General features: G+C 51.9%; 15 protein-coding genes. 5 read left to right on the top strand and 10 right to left on the bottom strand.

The features are described 5' to 3' along the window. Positions 1-36: 36 nt before the first annotated feature. The 5 genes from ACRRUX_RS15380 to ACRRUX_RS15400 all read right to left on the bottom strand — a co-directional run bounded on the left by ACRRUX_RS15380 (position 37) and on the right by ACRRUX_RS15400 (position 4,887). On the bottom strand, positions 37-978 hold the full coding sequence (locus ACRRUX_RS15380; RefSeq protein ID WP_432531896.1) for a LysR substrate-binding domain-containing protein: 942 nt from the start codon (positions 976-978) through the stop codon (positions 37-39). Positions 979-1,106: 128 nt separating this feature from the next. After that, entirely contained in the window at positions 1,107-2,453 is a 1,347-nt protein-coding gene (locus ACRRUX_RS15385) for a DUF5666 domain-containing protein (protein WP_432531898.1), read from the bottom strand. Positions 2,454-2,748: 295 nt separating this feature from the next. After that, the gene (locus ACRRUX_RS15390) at positions 2,749-2,925 is read right to left on the bottom strand and encodes a helix-turn-helix domain-containing protein (protein WP_432531900.1); all 177 of its coding nucleotides are present in this window, start codon (positions 2,923-2,925) and stop codon (positions 2,749-2,751) included. A gap of 135 nt (positions 2,926-3,060) precedes the next feature. After that, positions 3,061-4,308: a NupC/NupG family nucleoside CNT transporter gene (locus tag ACRRUX_RS15395; protein ID WP_432531902.1), complete on the bottom strand. Its 1,248-nt coding sequence runs from the start codon at positions 4,306-4,308 to the stop codon at positions 3,061-3,063. Between the two features lie 21 nt (positions 4,309-4,329). Beyond that, positions 4,330-4,887 carry an NAD(P)H-dependent oxidoreductase gene (locus ACRRUX_RS15400; protein WP_432531904.1) on the bottom strand — a complete coding sequence of 186 codons (558 nt, stop codon included), beginning with the start codon at positions 4,885-4,887 and terminating at the stop codon, positions 4,330-4,332. Positions 4,888-5,788: 901 nt separating this feature from the next. On the opposite strand from ACRRUX_RS15400, the gene ACRRUX_RS15405 reads away from it, so the two are divergent. From ACRRUX_RS15405 to ACRRUX_RS15415, 3 genes are all read left to right on the top strand, one after another. After that, positions 5,789-6,151, top strand: a complete 363-nt coding sequence (locus ACRRUX_RS15405) for a 50S ribosome-binding protein YggL (protein ID WP_432531906.1) — start codon at positions 5,789-5,791, stop codon at positions 6,149-6,151. Positions 6,152-6,667: 516 nt separating this feature from the next. Next, positions 6,668-7,141, top strand: coding sequence for a GNAT family N-acetyltransferase (locus ACRRUX_RS15410; RefSeq protein WP_432531908.1), 474 nt, complete (start codon positions 6,668-6,670; stop codon positions 7,139-7,141). Between the two features lie 170 nt (positions 7,142-7,311). After that, complete coding sequence (locus ACRRUX_RS15415; RefSeq protein ID WP_432531910.1) at positions 7,312-7,695, top strand: DUF2541 family protein; 384 nt, start codon at positions 7,312-7,314, stop codon at positions 7,693-7,695. Positions 7,696-8,034: 339 nt separating this feature from the next. Here the strand turns inward: ACRRUX_RS15415 and ACRRUX_RS15420 are convergent, their stop codons facing one another. Both ACRRUX_RS15420 and ACRRUX_RS15425 read right to left on the bottom strand, forming a co-directional pair. Next, positions 8,035-9,150, bottom strand: a complete 1,116-nt coding sequence (locus ACRRUX_RS15420; RefSeq protein WP_432531912.1) for a mandelate racemase/muconate lactonizing enzyme family protein — start codon at positions 9,148-9,150, stop codon at positions 8,035-8,037. 3 nt (positions 9,151-9,153) lie between these two features. Beyond that, complete coding sequence (locus tag ACRRUX_RS15425; RefSeq protein WP_432531914.1) at positions 9,154-10,707, bottom strand: BCCT family transporter; 1,554 nt, start codon at positions 10,705-10,707, stop codon at positions 9,154-9,156. A gap of 176 nt (positions 10,708-10,883) precedes the next feature. Here ACRRUX_RS15425 and ACRRUX_RS15430 point away from each other — a divergent pair, with 176 nt between their 5' ends. Further along, positions 10,884-11,816 carry a LysR family transcriptional regulator gene (locus tag ACRRUX_RS15430; RefSeq protein ID WP_432531916.1) on the top strand — a complete coding sequence of 311 codons (933 nt, stop codon included), beginning with the start codon at positions 10,884-10,886 and terminating at the stop codon, positions 11,814-11,816. Positions 11,817-11,893: 77 nt separating this feature from the next. Here ACRRUX_RS15430 and putA read toward each other — a convergent pair whose 3' ends face one another. Then, positions 11,894-15,070: a bifunctional proline dehydrogenase/L-glutamate gamma-semialdehyde dehydrogenase PutA gene (gene putA / locus ACRRUX_RS15435; RefSeq protein WP_432531918.1), complete on the bottom strand. Its 3,177-nt coding sequence runs from the start codon at positions 15,068-15,070 to the stop codon at positions 11,894-11,896. A 260-nt stretch (positions 15,071-15,330) separates the two neighbouring features. Here putA and ACRRUX_RS15440 point away from each other — a divergent pair, with 260 nt between their 5' ends. After that, positions 15,331-15,606, top strand: a complete 276-nt coding sequence (locus ACRRUX_RS15440; protein ID WP_432531920.1) for a hypothetical protein — start codon at positions 15,331-15,333, stop codon at positions 15,604-15,606. 41 nt (positions 15,607-15,647) lie between these two features. Here ACRRUX_RS15440 and ACRRUX_RS15445 read toward each other — a convergent pair whose 3' ends face one another. Both ACRRUX_RS15445 and ACRRUX_RS15450 read right to left on the bottom strand, forming a co-directional pair. Next, a complete protein-coding gene (locus tag ACRRUX_RS15445; protein WP_432531922.1) occupies positions 15,648-16,229 on the bottom strand; it encodes a TIGR04211 family SH3 domain-containing protein in 582 nt (193 codons plus the stop codon). A gap of 111 nt (positions 16,230-16,340) precedes the next feature. Further along, positions 16,341-17,615 carry an inorganic phosphate transporter gene (locus ACRRUX_RS15450; RefSeq protein ID WP_432531924.1) on the bottom strand — a complete coding sequence of 425 codons (1,275 nt, stop codon included), beginning with the start codon at positions 17,613-17,615 and terminating at the stop codon, positions 16,341-16,343. Positions 17,616-17,628: the final 13 nt, after the last annotated feature.

Here is a 17,628-nt window from a genome sequence, read left to right on the forward strand (position 1 = left end):
TGGCTGCGCCTGCTTTGATGAATATCGCCGTGGCCTTCACTCTGCCCTTTCGGCTTGCAAACAGTACCTTGGGGTGATGCTGGCCTGAGCGTGCAGCCAGCTGCGGAAATCGGCCATTGCCCGGGAGCAGATCTTGTCTGCCGGCCAGACGATATAGTAGGCCATGGACGAAGTCATCCAGAAGCGGTTGGTGCCAAATGGGCACACCAGACGGCCTGACTGCAGCTCTTCGGACACCAGAATTTCCCTGCCCAGCGCGACGCCCTGAGCGCGGATAGCGGCATCAATCAACTCGGCTGAGCTGTTGATTTTCATTCCTTTCAGTGGTGCAGGCGGCAGTCCCTGTGAGCGAAACCAGCCTGCCCAGTCGGGATAGTCAGGGTCTGAGGCCACAGACATATCAAAAAGTATCGGCAAGTCGGACAGTTGCTCAGGCCTGCTGAGTCCTGCTTGTTGAATCGTTGGTGCACACACGGGAAATACCCGCTCCTGCATCAGTAATTCGCTTTGCATTCCGGCCCAATGGCCTTTGCCGTATCTGATACCTATGTCTATGCCTGTCGTAAGGTAGTTCTGCAGTTCGATGCCTGTTTGAATGCTGAGGGAAATGTCCGGGAATTGCTGCTGAAACTCCGCCAGTCGGGGCATCAGCCATTTACTGGCAATGGAGGGGCTGAGTGAGATGGTCAATTGTCCCTGGGCCTGGCTTTTCAGCAGCTCAAGACCGCTTGCCAGATGATTGAGCCCGGTCTGAAAGGCCTGCAGCGCCAATTCAGCCTGAGGGGTAGGTGTCAGGCGGTTGTTGCCGGACTGACTGCGCATGAACAGCTTTTGTCCCAGCCAATCCTCCAGTTGCCGCACCTGCTGACCGACTGCGGCCGGCGTGACATTCAGCTCCTTGGCCGCGAGGGCAAAACTCCGGTGACGCGCGGCCGCTTCGAAGGCTCTGATGCCATTCAGGTGAGTCAGTTTGTGCATTTGAATCCGCATTTTCCAGGGCAACATCTGATTATTCGACTGTAAGTCAGAATATTGCTTTGGTCGAGGCGAGATTTCAGACACAAAAAAGACGCCCGGAGGCGTCTTTTCATCACTGCTGAGGTGGATTAATCGTTGTCGATTTCAACCCGGCAGTTGTCCAGCAAGTTGTCTGCAGTGCGTTCACAGCTGGCTTCAACCTGCTTGCCAACCAGGTTGGTGTTGAATTGGTTGCCTACAGTCTGATAGCCAATCAGGGTCAGATTGTTCAGCCCGTCTTTCACAACAATACCTTCAAGTTCAACATGATAAGTATTGTCGCCGGCTTCTGATTCAACTTCCTGCACCATGTATTCGCCAGCTTGCTGGTAGCCGGAGAATTCAACCCACTGATGGGCGAAGTTGGTGTCTTTGTTCAGGTTATCTTCAAACTGAGTACGTGGGTTCACGTAGAACTGCAGGCCATTCATGGTGATGACACCGGTGGTGGCATTGTAGTCGGCATAACCTTCAGCCTCGAATTCTGGCAGATCAACAGTCACGTCATCGTCATGATCGCCGCCGTCAAATTCGATTTCAGACGCGTTCAAACGCATGGCATTCAGATCCCACGCGCCTTCCACTTCAACCAGAGCACCTGGCTTGAGCTGTGCCTTGTTGCCGTCTTCAAATTCGGTATTGCCCAGAATGCCGACTGCCAGATTCTGGTTGACCACCATGTGAGTCAGATCCTGAGCCACCCAGCTGATGCGACCTGAAACTTCGATATCACCGTCGATGTCAGCAAAATCCGGGGTATCAATCTCGACGTCGGCATTGTTGATGGTCAGTTTGGTCCAGACATCAGACGCTTTGTCTGCGTCCAGAGTACCGTTTACCTCTACCCACACGCCGTTTTTCAGCAGCTCAGGTTTGTCAATGTATTGAGCTTTCACCAGAACATTACCCAGCATAAATTCAGTCTTGGCATCATTCAATTGGGTGACGGCACCTTCGATTGAACTGGCAATGTCGTCATCCGCCGCCACATAGGTTGCCTGAATACGGTTGGCATCCAGTGGGTAACCACTGACTTCCACCATCTGACCCAGCGTAAACTTACTGATGTCCTGCTTGGTGACGATTTCAAATCCCGCCACTTCCAGCTTGCCGTTTTTGTTGGAGGTCACCGGCGCAGTCAGCAGGTCGTCGAACTGGATCTGGCTGACGACACCTTCCGGATTGGCCTGGACGGTCAGCAGCATGCCCACTTTCAGCTGGCTTAAATCAGCACTGCGGCCAATGCTGGCGCCTGACAGGTTGAGCTGGTGATTGCCTATGGTCGCGGCACCTGTTTGAGTATCCAGTTTGGTCAGCTCACCGCTGATCAGGCTCGGAACCGGTTGTGGAGTCGGCGTCGCAGGTCCGCCATCATGGCCACCGCTGCAGGCACCGAGGGACGCAACCAAAGGAAGCAATATAAGTCTGGATTTCATGGCGGAATTCTCTATACAAAGGACTGAAAACCTGCGTATTTTATTGCCGGGTATGAGGTTTGGCGATACCCCCTTTGGGTTGTTACATTTGATACGTACAAGGGCACCGCAGACTATTCTGTAACTGATTGAATTGACGGGATCAAAATGCGGCGCAAAGGCAAAAATAACGGAATTTTGCGATCTGCATCTCTTTATTAATTTTTGATGAATATCAATTGACCCAAAAAGAGTTGCAACTGTAAAAAAAGAGCCTGAACAGGCTCTTTTTTGTGTTGTCAAAGAATGGTTGTTGTTAACCGAGTCGCTTGGAGAACTCCAGATAACGCATCACTTCGGGCTCTGGAAACTTCAGCTCTTCACCGTCTTCAACACTGCTCAGCAGGTTTTCTCTGGCATAACGCTTAATCGTGGTTGGTGACTTACCCAGGATTTCGCAGACTTCATCCAGAGAAAGCAGTTTTTCACTCATAGTGGGTACCCTCACTTGTCCTTGATGATCTCTCTGGATTGAGTATAGACAAGGATGTGGGTTCTGCTTTTTGCGGCATTGATTACAGTGAAATGGTCGGGCTGCAGCGGTTTTGTCAGCCCAACCTGTGGTTCATCAAAACGCCATAAACAAACCTACGATTGTGGCTGACATCAGGTTAGCCAGAGTCGCAGCCAGCAGTACTTTCATACCCACAGACGCAATATAACCTGACTGTTTGGGGATCATGGTGCTCAGCGCGGCAACCACCATGGACACTGAACCGATATTGGCGAAACCACACAGGGCAACAGTCAGTACGGCAACGGTTTTTGGCGTCATGGCTTCACCGGTGGAGGCAACGACCGCCGCGCCATCGATGTAAGGTGCGAAACCTGCGAAGGCGACAAACTCGTTCAGCACCAGCTTCTGGGCGATAAAGTTACCGGCCACGTTGGCTTCATTCCAGGGGATACCGATAAGCCAGGCCACAGGAGCGAACAGGTAACCCAGGATCAGTTCCAGTGTCAGGTTTTCTTTGCCAAACAGGCTGCCAAACCAGCCAATAATGCCGTTGAGCATCTCCATCAGGCCGATACAGGCGATCAGGATGGCACCTACAACCACTGCGATTTTCAGACCATTGATGGCACCTTTGGCGATGGCATCGATAAAGTTGGTCGGCTTTTCATCATCCGGCAGCTCAGGCACGTCGTTGACCGGGGTTTCGGTCTCAGGGATCAGCAGCTTGGCAAACAGCAGACCGGCCGGGGCTGACATAAAGCAGGCCATCACCAGGTACTCAATGTCCACGCCCATACCAGCCAGACCCGCCAGAATAGAGCCGGCAATCGAGGCCAGACCACCAACCATGATGGCGAAGATTTCAGATTTGGTCAGATAGGGGTGATAAGGCTTCACAAACAGCGGTGACTCAGTCTGGCCACACACAGTGTTGGCGATGGAGTTCATCGACTCTGCCTTGGACGAGCCAATCACCTTCTGCAGGCCACCGCCCAGGATCTTGACGAACAGCTGCATGATGCCCAGATAGTGCAGCAGACTGACCAGTGCAGAGGTAAAGATAATGGCAGGCAGCACCTGGAAGGCGAAGATAAAGCCGAGATTTTCAACCTGGAAGGTCACCAGGTTTCCGAACACGAAGGAGATACCTTTAGAAGCGTAACCCAATACGTTGGACACACCATTGGAGATGGACAGCAGTACACTGGCGCCAAAGTCAGTGGCCAACACAAAACCGGCGACCGCCAGCTGGATCAGCAGAGCACCGCCAACGGTGCGCCAGTTGATGTGGTTTTTGGCTGCTGAGCAAACGAAGCCCAGCGCCAACAGGGCGATAATGCCAAGTAGGGATTGCAGCATGGTGATATTACCTGTGAATGCTTATTGGTTGGTTTTTGTTATTGCCTGAAGCAGTTGTTCAGTGTGAGTGCGAACCAGTTGCATGACCTGATCAGCGTTGCCACCTTCACTTTCGGTGGAGTTCATCTCGAAAGTAATGACCTCATCAACGATAGTCATTTGGGCCGCTTTGATGGGATGCACTGCCGCCTGCAGGTACTGGCTCAGTGGGAGGAAATTAAACTCCCCCGGATGGTAGGACTGTGCCGTCGCGCCGCAGGTGATCGACAGGATCACTTTCTTGTTCTTGAGCTTGTCGCCCGCTGGACCAAAGGCAAAGTTGTAGGTAAACACCTCATCAAACCAGATTTTCAAAATGGCAGGATAGGTTGACCAATACAGGGGAAACTGAAAAATCACAGTATCCGCAGCCAGCAGGGCTTGCTGCTCAGCGGCGATGTCGATTCGATAATCGGGATACAGCTGGTCCAGCTTGCGGACGATGATATGGGGTTCATCGGCCAGCAGGGCCAGAATGGCTTGATTGGCTACAGATGCTTGCAGGTTTGGATGACCTGAAATCAACAGGGTTTTACTCACAACGACTCCCGCGCCCAGGGCGAACAGAATTTAAACGTAACTGTCGTTTTTATCGGCGGGTTTGGTAATAAAATTTCACTCAAGTAATATTATGAATATAAAAAACCGATATTGTCGGTAATTATTCTAATGATACTGTTTAAAAGTGTTATTTGATTACCTGTCCACATAATATAGGGTCATCCATTGACTTGGCCGGATAAAATCGGGCGCTAATATTACACAAGTGAGTATTAGTGTGGATACGAATTAGTAAATAATGGAATTAACATCACAAATTATATTTAGCTGTGAAATCAAGCCGGAATGCGATGCGCAGGCGTAAATCATGACGACGATGACAAATAGATTCTGAGGCAGTTGATGATGTTTAACCTATTGTTTATTCGTGAGTGATATTAAGTGGCTGGGCTTCTGTAGAGTACAAATTACGGCATTTGTTGATATAACAAACTGCTTGCGTAATTCGATTTCAATAAATACCGTTCAATTCAGGTTTTGCACTTTTATTTTGTAATAAATAAAACATAATTGAGGCTGGTAAGAATATCGCTATATCAGCGTTGGTTAATTTAATTTGTCTGATTGGGAGTCGGTTGCTCTGAGTTGTTTTGTATGGTGAATAATCTCATTCTGGATAGTCTGCCGGGTTCTGTACAGAGCAGATACCGTATTCTCTGAGTGACCTCTGGCGGCGAACATTTTCAGCATTTGTCGCACAGCAGGCGATACTGCAGAGACAATGCCACATTCCCTTCGTCGCTGCGCCGAGCATCACGGTGGTCTCCAACTTCGGAGTTTGTCACCTGTGTCGCAAATCCGACCTCTGGCATGGCTGCTGATTCGCGTCGTGTCCGGTGCAGTGGTATTCTGGGGCGATTTGATTCGATTGAGGTAGAAAATGAAACTGGACAAAGTAGATAACAAATCCCGCCGTTTACGCAAAAAGCTGTATCTTGGCGAGTTCGCGGTGTTTGGCTGCCAGTTGCAGTGCCAGTTGAGTTGCACCAGTGCGCAGGAGCATGATGATTTCACCGATGCTCTGATGGCTTTCCTTGAGTCACGTGAACTTTGCTGTTTGTGCGGCGCGTCCAATGGTGTATGTGATGCGATCATTTTGCCTGAGGCCCGATATGGTGCGCCTTCGGCTGACGATCTGCAGGCGTTGACCTCCTGGTTGCAGGCACAGGACAAGGTGACCGGATTCCAGCTGGGCGAACTGCTGGATCTGAACTACGGTGATTTTGACTACTGCTGCGAATAATCCGCAGAAGCTCTGTGGCCACAGGGTACTACAGACAGGTGTCAACGCGCTTGGATGATGTTGCCCTGGCGCTGACAGGGTACAAAAAGGCTCCCGGGGGGAGCCTTTTTTGTTGTGTCCAGATCCTGGTTAGACTAATACCAACTTCATTAATAGTTTGATCAATTCAGAGCGTGTCAGGGATACTGATCCAAGGCGCATTGATTGACTAAGAGGGGCTCCCTTTGAGAGCAATGCAACACCGAAGCAAGATGCCTGACACGCTCACGCAGTGCGGGTTCCAATGCACTTGATACTGTGCCCTGCCGTCTTGACATAGCAGCACTTTGACTGCATGGATGCAGGAGGCAGAGCAACGCAGGAGCCGTTGCCCAGGAGCGGTTAATGACCTTGCCTCAAGCGCATTGAACTCCCGCTGAAACAGAGCAACGAGTAAATGAAATTGGTATAACGTTCACAATAGATCTTTTGCCGCTTAGACCGTCCATTCTGAGCTTTACCATACGGGAGTTGCCAGTGGATATCGTGATTCGCAAATGGCGTCAGGCTGATGCTGCCGTGCTCAGAGTGCTGTTTGAGCAGACTGTGCTGAGGGTTAATTGCAGGGATTACCATCCGCAGCAGTTGGTCGCCTGGGTTAATCCGGATATGACCGCGGATGAGTGGCTACAGCGAATACAGGCGATATCTCCCTATGTCGCATGCGTCGGCGAGCAGATCCTGGGGTATGCCGATGTTCAGGCCGATGGGCTTATCGATCATTTTTTTGTGCATCATGAATATCAGCGACAGGGCGTTGGTCAGGTGTTGATGCAGCATCTTCATTTACAGGCAGAGACGGCAGAAATTGGTCGTTTGTACGCCCATGTCAGTCTGACTGCCAAAGCCTTTTTTGAATATGCCGGATTTCGCGTGATTGACGCGCGGATAGTGCATATTCGCGGCCAGCAACTGGACAATTTTCTGATGGAAAAGCCATTGCTCCGGTAATTTTCGGGATTCGGTTTATGGCTGTGACTGAACAGAGGATGAATACCGGATGAAGCCTGCGCCGAATTGTTGATAATGTTAGCGGCTTCTAAATTTCTTCATGTCGCAGTAGTCGCCGGGAGATTCGGGCGTTATTGTGCCGCTCAATTTCTGCTGTTGTTGAGAATACAATGAAAAAACTGTTTGCTGCTGCCACGCTGGCCATCGCAGGTTTTGGCGCTGTCGCCCCTGTCATGGCTGCTGATCATATCACCCTGGGCCGTACCATTTTGCTGGAAGACGGTCACCATGGCGCCAAAATCCCACTGCTGGTGTGTCGCAAGACTGATGCCATCAAAATCAAGGCTGAGCGTGATTTGCGTCTGAACAAGGCGGTATTTACCTTCCGTAATGGTGAGACCCGAACCATCAATTTCTACCGCAACCTGAAGAAGAATGAGACGACAGACTGGCGCAAATTCGCCTATCGCCGCTGTGTAAAGCACATCGAGGTGTACGGTGAAGCCAAAGATGGTACTGCCGGTGTGAAAGTGCTGGGACGTGAAAAGGACTGATATCGGCAGGTTATTGCTGAATCATAGCCGGAGCATTGCTCCGGCTTTTTTATGTGAATAGACGCAACGGAGGGCTTATACCAACTTCATGAATAGTTTGATCAATTCAGAACGTGTCAGGGATTCTGATTCAATGCACTTGATACTGTGTCCAGCCGTCTTGACATAGCGCCACAATGACGTCGCCAGCTCGTAAGCCACAAGTATGTGGCGAATGTCATTAACGCACGACTGCATGGATGCAGAGCAACGCAGGAGCTGTTGCCGAGGAGCGGTTAATGACCTTGTCGCAAGCGCATTGAAATCCCGTTGAAACAGATCAACTAATTGAAATTGGTATTACACCCGGTATTGCTCGATAATGTCCTCATCCAGCTCAATACCCAGTCCAGGAGTATCAGGAACTGTCACATAGCCGTTGTCGAACTGGATCTGATTGGCAACCAGCTTTCTGAACAGTGGACTGTTGCTCTGAGAGAACTCCATCAGCGTGCCATGCTCGGTTGCCGCCAGGAAGTGCACCGAGGCAGACAGCAGAATACCTGTGCTGAAACCGTGCGGGATCAGCTGGGTACCGTGCATTTGCGCCAGATCGTAGATCTTCTTCATCTCGGTAATACCGCCACAACGGGTGATATCCGGCTGCACTATGTCTACCTTGGATTTCTCCAGAAACTCGGCAAACTCGAAGCGGGTCGTCAGTGACTCACCACCGGCAACCTTCTGTGGGATCCGGCCAGACAGCTTGGCATAGCTGTTCAGGCAGTCAGCCAGTACCGGCTCCTCCACCCAGTTGAGATTGAATTTTTCCAGACGGCGACACATCTCCATGGAGTGACCACAGGTCTTCCATTGGGAGGCCAGATCGATTTGAACTTCAATCTCATCGCCCACGGCTTCACGCACGTGTCGGACAATTTCATAGTCCGTGTCCGGGTCGTGACCGAAGATACCACCGCCGAACTTAATGCTGGTGAAGCCCTGAGCCACCAGATCCTGAGCAATCTTACGGTTGTCCTCCGGCTTATCGGCTGGAATAAAGGTGCCGTAGCAACGGATACGGTCACGGTACTTGCCACCCAGCAGGGTATGAGTCGGCACGCCATAGAACTGACCTGCGATATCCCACAGGGCGATATCGATGGCGCTGATGGCATGAATCCCGGCACCGCGACGGCCCATGTAGTTGGAGGCCCAGTACATCTTGTTCCACAGGCGTTCTATTTCCAGTGGATTTTCACCAATCAACAGACGCTTGAGACCATTGCAGTAGAAGTTGGTCTGTGGCGCTTCGATACAGGCCTGAACTACCAGAGGGCTGGAATCGGCTTCGCCGACACCGACTATCCCCTTATCTGTGTGAACTTTAACAACGACGGCGTCTTCACCCCATTCACAGTCAGCTTCCATGGCAGGAACACGCAGGTGAATAACTTCAATATCAGTAATTTTCATCAATTAATTCTCGAACTTATGATTTGCCAGGAATTTTTTCAGGCCGAACAAACAGAGCACTAATACCAGAATGAATGGCGCAGCGGTCAGGGTTACCGCGGTTTTGAGGGTGTCCAGACTGGCGTCGATATACAGCATGGCCAGTGGCAGCAGGCTGAGCATCACACACCAGAAGATACGCAGCGGACGGGCCGGGTCTTCACCCTGTTTCATGTTTTTGGTGCTTACCGCTGCCACCGTGTAGGCAATGGCATCCAGGTGAGAGGCCAGGAACACCATCATCAGCAGGAAGTAGAACACTGACAGCAGAGTGCCGAATGGCAGATTGGCCAGCAGCTGAGCGACAGCCAGGTCGCCGGTGGCAGTGTTCAGCAGCTCAGGGGCATTGATGATGCCTGAGTTGAACATGTCCACCGAGTAGCCGGTCAGGGCGCCAAAGAAGAACCAACAACCCGCACAGCCACCGGCGATCAGGCCAAACACCACCTGACGGATAGTACGGCCCTTGGAGATACGGGTCACGAAGATAGCCACACCCGGACAGTAGGTCAGCCAGTACAGCCAGTAGAAGACGGTCCAGTCTTTGTTGAAGCTGCCATTGTTGGTGGCATCGGTGAACAGGCTCATTTCAACAAAGTTGCTCAGGGTCAGACCCAGAGAGTTAACTATGTAATCGATGATAAAGGTGGTGTCACCCAGCAGCAGGACCACCAGAGCGAACACAAAACACATACCACAGGCGGCATGGGCAATTTTCTGCAGACCTTCGCTGATACCAATGTAGGAGCTGAGGGTGAAGGTCAGAGTGATCAATGCCAGCAGAATGACTTCAAACAGGAAGGAGTTCTGGAAGTTGAACAGCTCGGAAAAGCCGGTGGACACTGTGTTTACCGTCACAGTGGTGGTCAGAATAAGGCCGCCAAAGGTGGCAAACAGGAAGACCAGATCCAGGGCCCGGCCCAGTACCTTGCTGGCGACGCTGTCAGGCTTCATATTCAGCACTGAGACCATCAGCGAGGACAGATTCAGACCTTTGGCGCGGTTTACATGGAAATGGTAAGCCATGGCGACAGATGCCAGCGCATAGATAGCCCAGGGGGTAATGCCCCAGTGGAACATCTCGTAAGACAAACTGGTACGCAGGGCTTCATTGGTCTGAGGATCAATGTTCAGACCCAGACCATTGTAATAGTATGCCCATTCCATAAAGGCCCAGTACATGGTGGCGCTGCCAAGACCGGCACAGATAAACATAAACAGCCAGCTGCTGTTACTGTATTCAGGCGCGCCTTCGCCCAGCTTGATTTCACCGTACTTGCTTATCGCCACGTAGACGATGGAACATACGATAACAAAAGCGAATAGTTGCACCAGGGAGCCAATGTTGTTGGTGAGGCCCTGAAACATGTTTTTGGCCACGTCCTGTGACGCCTGCGGGAACGCCATTAACATGGCGATGGTCGCAAACACGAATATCAAACTGATTGATATCAATGTCTTGTCAAACTTACTGTCGTGCTCGTTGCTGCACGCCTTGGAATCTACTTCGGTCAGCATAATTCACCTTTGGGAGTGATTACTTTTTTATGTGGTTTGGTTACTGTCGGGGCTGTTAATCTGTCGGTTCCGGTGTCACCAGAGCGACTTCAACCCTCTAAAAAGCCGAATAGATTTTCATGATTCCCTTAAGTATCATCCAACAACATTGTCTTATTTATCTATAACGAAACCTTATGCAAGACGCCTCAAATTCGGTGAATTACTCGCGAATGCCTCATCTGGCGTGGTTTTTGGCATTCAAGGCGGTTGCTGAACGTCAAAGTTTTACACTTGCGAGTCGTGATCTGCATCTCACACAGCCTGCCGTCAGTCAGCAGGTGGCGAAGCTGGAGGCGTTGCTGAAAACCCGCCTTTTTTTCCGTAGCCCGAGAAAGGTGGAACTGACTGAAGAAGGCAAGCGTTTGTACAAGAGAATTGAGCTGCCTTTTAATGCCTTGCTCAATATTGTTGATGACTTCCATGTGCACGCCGATGGCTACATTCTCAATATTGAGTCTGAGCCGGTGTTCAGCCGGATTGTGATCACCAAACAGCTGCCACACTATCTGACCAATCATCAGCATGTGCGGGTGCGACAGGTGCTGACCACGCATCATCTGGACTTTCTGCCGGAGACAGAGCTGGCGATCAAGTGGGGACAGGGTTATTGGCCTGGATTCGACGCCAAATTTCTGTACGGATTGCACTATGTACCCGTTTGCTCTCCTGAATATCAGGCATCACTGGGGCTGGATGACCCCGAGGATCTGGCCAGGGCGACCTTTATCCACGAGCGGGATTACAGCGACTGGCAATATTGGCTTAAGCATTATCCGGTTATCGGACTGGATGCCCACAGCGGTCATGTGGCCGGTGAATCTGATGTGGTGACGGCGATGGCGATGGAAGGGCTGGGCATTGCGCTGTGCGGTTATGAGTTGGTCAGGGAGCATCTGGATAGTGGCGCGCTGGTGATGCCATTTCCGCAATTGAAGGTGCTACATCACAAGGCCTATTACATTTTGACAAGGCAGGAGCAGCCGTTATCGGGTGAGGCGCTGGACTTTATTCGCTCGCTTGATGAGGTGATTCTGCAGATGCAGAGTGAGTCTGGGCAGGCCAAATAGCGAAATTCAGTCCACTGATGAAATTAAAACGCCGGACAACTATCCGGCGTTTGCTGTTAATTAAGGGCAGATGTCTATCAGTCTGCATCACCCAAAGACAACAGCGTGGCATTACCACCAATGGCAGTAATGTTGTTGGTGCGAGTCTTTTCGGTGACAAAGCGGGTCAGATAGTGTGGGCCACCGGCCTTGGGGCCTGTGCCTGACAATCCCTGACCGCCAAAGGGCTGCACACCCACCACGGCGCCAATCTGGTTGCGGTTGATATAGACGTTGCCCACATCTACCTTATCTGCCAGCTCCATGGCATGGCCTTCATTGCGGCTGTGAATGCCGAAGGTCAGGCCATAACCGGTGGAGTTGATTTCAGCTATCACCTTATCCAGCTCATCGGCCTGGTAACGCACCACGTGCAGCACCGGACCAAAGTGTTCCTTTTCCAGCACATTGATGGACGGAATTTCTACCGCGGTTGGTGCCACAAAGTGGCCATGCTCGCACTCGGCTGGCAAGTCGACTGTGTGGATCAGCTTGCCAATGGTTTGAATGCGCTCGATATGAGCCTTGAGGTTGGCCTGGGCGGTGGCATCAATCACTGGGCCGACATCGGTTTTGATGCTGCCGGGATGACCTATCACCAGCTCATTCATAGCGCCTTTGAGCAGCTCAAGAATACGTGGGGCAATGTCCTGTTGCAGATACAGTACCCGCAGTGCTGAGCAGCGCTGACCGGCGCTGGTAAAGGATGACGACACCACATCGGACACCACCTGCTCCGGCAGTGAGGTGGAGTCCACCACCATGGCATTCTGGCCACCGGTTTCGGCGATCAGTGGCACGATGGCGCCATCACGCTGCGCCAGTGTCAGGTTGATGCGCTTGGCGGTGGCGGTGGAGCCGGTGAAACACACGCCGCTGACCCGCTCATCGGCAGTCAGGGCGGCGCCCACCACGGCACCTGTACCGGGCAGATACTGCAGTACATCTTTGGGAATACCTGCCTCATGGGCCAGTTGCACCGCACGGAAACCCACCAGACAGGTCTGCTCGGCAGGTTTGGCGATGACGCAGTTGCCTGTGGCCAGGGCGGCGGTGATTTGTCCCAGGAAAATCGCCAGCGGGAAGTTCCAGGGGCTGATGCAGGCAAATACGCCACGCCCCTGCAGGAACAGCTGGTTCAGTTCACCTGTCGGGCCAGGCAGCAGTTCCGGCTTGGCCATCATCTTCTTGGCATTGATGGCATAGTAGCGGCAGAAATCCACGGCTTCACGGACTTCATCAATACCATCCTGCAGTGACTTACCGGCTTCGCGGGTACACAGGGCAATCAATTCTTCACGGTTTTCTTCCAACAGATCGGCCAGCTTCTGCAGCGCACCCGCTCGGCTTTCCACCGGGGTGCGACACCAGCGAGGGAAGGCGGCATGGGCAACGGTCAGTGCCTGCTCGATGGCAGCGCTGTCGGCATAGGCCACGGTACCTACCTGAATGCGACTATCGAAGGGGCTGACGACCTGATGCTGCTCGCCTGCAACCCGTTCGCCATTGACCAGCGGACAGGCCTGCCATTGAGTGTTTTGGTACTGCTCCAGTGCCTTGAAGAAGGGAGCTGCTTCAGATTGAATGTTCATATTCAGTCCTTTGGAATTTTTGCGCTCTGCGCCAAAAATGTCGCCTGGTTTGACGATCTTGTTGTTGGATAGGGTTTTATAGCTGGTCAGCTTACGCACCGGATGCTCGATTAGCGTCTCGATCGGCGTCTTGGGGTCCACCAGTTTGTGCACAAAGGAGGTGTTGGCGCCATTTTCCAGCAGGCGCCGTACCAGATAAGGCAGCAACTCTTTATGGGCACCGACCGGTGCATAAATGCGCACCAGCGCATTGCCGTTGTCCTTCAGGAAGGTGTCGTATAATTCCTGCCCCATGCCGTGCAGGCGCTGGAATTCATAGTTGCGGCCTTTGGCCATATCAACGATCGATGCAACTGTCTGGGCGTTGTGGCTGGCAAACTGCGGGTAGATAGCACCGCGGGTGGCATCGCTCAGCAGATAGCGGGCACAGGCCAGATAGGACACATCGGTCGCCGCTTTGCGGGTATACAGCGGATAACCGCCTTCACCGGCCATTTGGGCCCACTTGATCTCACTGTCCCAATAAGCACCTTTCACCAGACGTACCGGGATTTCATCGCCCTGATTGCGGGCCAGACGGGTCAGCCACAGCAATACCGGCAGACAGCGTTTGGAGTATGCCTGCACGACGATACCAAGCAGACCCCAATCCTTGGCTTCTGCAGAGTTGTAGAGTTTCTTAAACAGTTTGAGTGACAGCTCCAGCCTGTCGACTTCTTCAGCATCGATAGAGATACCGATATCCACTGAGCGCGCCAGTTTAATCAGCTCAATCACAGTGGCATACAGCTCGCTCAGCACTCTGTCTTCGTTGGCCACTTCATAGCGTGGGTGCAGCGCCGAGAGTTTGATGGAAATGGTCGGACGGGGAGAGTGGCGGGTATCGTAACTGTGCTTGCCCAGCTCGCGAATGGCACTGGCATAGTCGTTGAAATACTTGCTGGCATCAGCGGCAGTCAGCGCCGCTTCACCCAGCATGTCATAGCTGTGGGTATAGCCCAGCTCGCGGGCATCTTCGCTGTTTTTCAGGGCTTCCTGGATATTGCGGCCAAGTACAAACTGACGCCCCATGATCTTCATGGCCGCATACATTGCCTGACGGATCACCGGCTCACCCATCTTGTTCACCAGGCGGTTAAGCATGTTGCTTGGGGTACCGTCGACTTTTTTGTCCAGTTTGACCACTTTGCCGGTCAGCATCAGGCCCCAGGTGGAGGCATTGACCAGCATGGAGTCACTTTGCTTGAGGTGCTTGTCCCACTGGGCGCCGGACAGTTTGTCTTCAATCAGCGCATCGGCGGTGGCCGCATCCGGGATGCGCAGCAGGGCTTCTGCCAGACACATCAGGATAATGCCTTCCTGGGTGTCCAGACTGTATTGTTGCAGGAAGGCGTCGATGCCGACCATCAGGCCTTTCTTCTCAAACTGACGCACTTTGCTGACCATCCGGTGAGCCGATGCCGTAACTCTGCGGATGTCATCATCGCTGGCCGGTACCAGGGGGAGAAGCTCTTTCAGATACGCTTCTTCGTCCACTATGTAGTTATTAGTTATTGCTGTGAACAGCTCATCCAGACTGGCATTATCGAAACGCCCGTCCAGTACTTCGCTCGCTTTAAACATAGAAAAGTATCCACCGCTATCAGAAGAGTTATTAAAACCTCAATGTAATCAGTGTGTTTTAATTTTTGTATACAATATTACATCGGGGCCAAAAAATTATACTATGAAACTGTGAGCTGTGGCACACGCAGTGTTTCGAAATAGGGTGTTTGTGGTGTGTTGTTTGTAAATATTTAGATACGGTTGATGGGGGCTCTGTGGTGGCAGGGTTATTGTATGAAGCCAAATTCACTGAAGGTAACAGGAGAAAGGGTTAGCATGTGAAAATTAATGCTGCTCAAGAGGTCGACATGCTGTCGTTGAAGAAGTTTCTGCGTACCCCCGTCATGGTGGGCTGGTTGATGATTTGTTACCTGCTTACCCTGGTTGGGTTGGTTGTGGCGCTGCCCAAAACACTGGCAATGGGAGTGACGCTGCAGAATCTGCGCATGGCGATGACAGGTTGTTATCTGCAATATCTGGATGCCAACGAGTTTGTCAGTACCGGCAAATATGGCACCCGTCTGGTGACGGCTTTTAAAGAGTTCAGAAAGTAAAACACCACCCTGAGGTGGTGTTTAGATTGAAATACCTGGGTTCAATTCATCCAGCGGCTTTTACTGCGTCGCTGCGGACGGGGTAGATAGGCAATCAGCAAGCCGAGCAGCAAGCCAGCACCGGCAATCAGGCCTCCCTGACGCCACATCTCGTAATCCTGATCTTCCAGCAGGGAATTCAGTTCTGCATTGGCTTTATCCCGCTCCTGAGTCACTTGGGCAAGTTGGCTTTCAAGACGGCTAATTTCTTCTGATACATTGGCCAGTTTCAGGCTCTGTGCTTCATTGCCACTGCGGGTTTGTTTCAGCTGCTTTTCAACACCTGTCAGCTTGCCTTCCAGTTCAGGTACCACAATCCGGAAAGAAGGAGTGGATTGCAGTTGGTCTGTTCTGACCCAGCCTTCTCTGTCTTTGTGATCACGGACTTTGGAGTAATCGCCCTCGGTTTCACCCAACAGAGTGACAGGTTGACCGGCTTCCACGCTGCCAATAATTCGGTATTGAGTACCTGGGCCGCCATGGATGAATACGTAAATGTCTTCTGAAATATAGCGGTCCTGTGGTGCCGCCATCAGGTTTGGAGAGGCCAGCAACACGGCGACCAATGCGAGCAATCTTAACACTAAGGTATTCTCTGTCTATTGGAATTGCCCCACATGCTAGGGATTCAGGGGCGCTAATGCAAGAGGGAAGTCATATGACTTCCCTCTGTTAACTGCGTATTTTACTGCGATTTATTGGAACGCGCCTTTGATCATATAGAAGAAGATGATCGACAGGAATGCACCGGCAGGCAGGGTCACAACCCAGGACACCACAATGTTACGCACGACGCCAATGTTGATGGCGGCAATACCACGGGCCATACCAACACCCAATACTGCACCCACCAGCGTTTGCGTGGTGGAGATTGGCAGACCGGTACCGGACGCGATAACCACAGTGGAAGCTGCTGCCAGCTCGGCGGCAAAGCCACGGCTTGGGGTCAGGTGAGTGATGTTCTTACCAATGGTTTGCATTACGCGCTTACCAAAGATAGCCAAGCCGAATACGATACCAAAGGCACCCAGAGGCAGAATCCACCATGCCAGCGCTGACTTGGAAGCAATTTCACCACCACTGCCAACCACAGACACAACTGCAGCCAGCGGGCCAATAGCGTTGGCAACGTCGTTGGAACCGTGAGCAAAGGCCATGCAACAGGCGGTCACTACCATCAGGATGGCGAATACTTTCTCAACATCACCGAAGTGTCTGTCACGACGGGTACCTTCAGCGCCGGACATTTTCAGACGGCTGATAGCGACTTTACCCAGCAGGCCTACGACTGCTGCGATAGCCAGTGCCAGCAAATAGGCTTCATTGGATGTCAGGTTCAGACCAATGTGCTTCAGACCTTTGGTAATGGTTACCAGTGACATAATGAAACCAGCCAGTGCCATATAGAAAGGCACATAACGCTTGGCATTGGCCAGTGGATCATTGGTGTTGAAAATCAGCTTCTGTACGCTCTGGAAAATCAGGAAGGCGATAAAACCAGAGATAGCCGGGGTGATCACCCAGGAACCTACGATGCCACCAACTTTGCTCCAGGCAACGGCTTCTGTACCAACACCTACCGCGGCGAAACCAATAATGGCGCCTACGATGGAGTGGGTGGTAGATACCGGCCAACCCAGTGCAGACGCCACTACCAGCCAGATACCTGCTGCCAGCAGCGCAGAGATCATGCCGTACACCAGCAGTTCAGGCTGATGGGTAAAATAAGAGGAGTCAATAATCCCGTTACGGATTGTTGAAGTTACCTCGCCGCCTGCCAGATAGGCACCGGCAAATTCAAAAATCATCGCAATGATGATTGCCTGTTTGATTGTGATGGCGTTAGAACCTACGGAGGTACCCATGGCATTTGCCACGTCATTGGCACCAATCCCCCAGGCCATCAAAAAACCAAACATCGCCGCCATTCCGATCAATAGCGTGCCATGGGTTACTAATACATCGACCATGTTGTTACCTTGA

The organism is Shewanella sp. GXUN23E (assembly GCF_050865035.1).
Taxonomy (GTDB): Bacteria; Pseudomonadota; Gammaproteobacteria; order Enterobacterales; family Shewanellaceae; genus Shewanella.

Excerpts from the sequence above, each read along its gene's own strand:
- ACRRUX_RS15380 (WP_432531896.1), bottom strand. The coding sequence starts at position 978 with ATGCACAAACTGACTCACCTGAATGGCATCAGAGCCTTCGAAGCGGCC.
- ACRRUX_RS15385 (WP_432531898.1), bottom strand. The coding sequence starts at position 2,453 with ATGAAATCCAGACTTATATTGCTTCCTTTGGTTGCGTCCCTCGGTGCC.
- ACRRUX_RS15390 (WP_432531900.1), bottom strand. The coding sequence starts at position 2,925 with ATGAGTGAAAAACTGCTTTCTCTGGATGAAGTCTGCGAAATCCTGGGT.
- ACRRUX_RS15395 (WP_432531902.1), bottom strand. The coding sequence starts at position 4,308 with ATGCTGCAATCCCTACTTGGCATTATCGCCCTGTTGGCGCTGGGCTTC.
- ACRRUX_RS15405 (WP_432531906.1), top strand. The coding sequence starts at position 5,789 with ATGAAACTGGACAAAGTAGATAACAAATCCCGCCGTTTACGCAAAAAG.
- ACRRUX_RS15415 (WP_432531910.1), top strand. The coding sequence starts at position 7,312 with ATGAAAAAACTGTTTGCTGCTGCCACGCTGGCCATCGCAGGTTTTGGC.
- ACRRUX_RS15420 (WP_432531912.1), bottom strand. The coding sequence starts at position 9,150 with ATGAAAATTACTGATATTGAAGTTATTCACCTGCGTGTTCCTGCCATG.
- ACRRUX_RS15425 (WP_432531914.1), bottom strand. The coding sequence starts at position 10,707 with ATGCTGACCGAAGTAGATTCCAAGGCGTGCAGCAACGAGCACGACAGT.
- ACRRUX_RS15430 (WP_432531916.1), top strand. The coding sequence starts at position 10,884 with ATGCAAGACGCCTCAAATTCGGTGAATTACTCGCGAATGCCTCATCTG.
- putA (WP_432531918.1), bottom strand. The coding sequence starts at position 15,070 with ATGTTTAAAGCGAGCGAAGTACTGGACGGGCGTTTCGATAATGCCAGT.
- ACRRUX_RS15450 (WP_432531924.1), bottom strand. The coding sequence starts at position 17,615 with ATGGTCGATGTATTAGTAACCCATGGCACGCTATTGATCGGAATGGCG.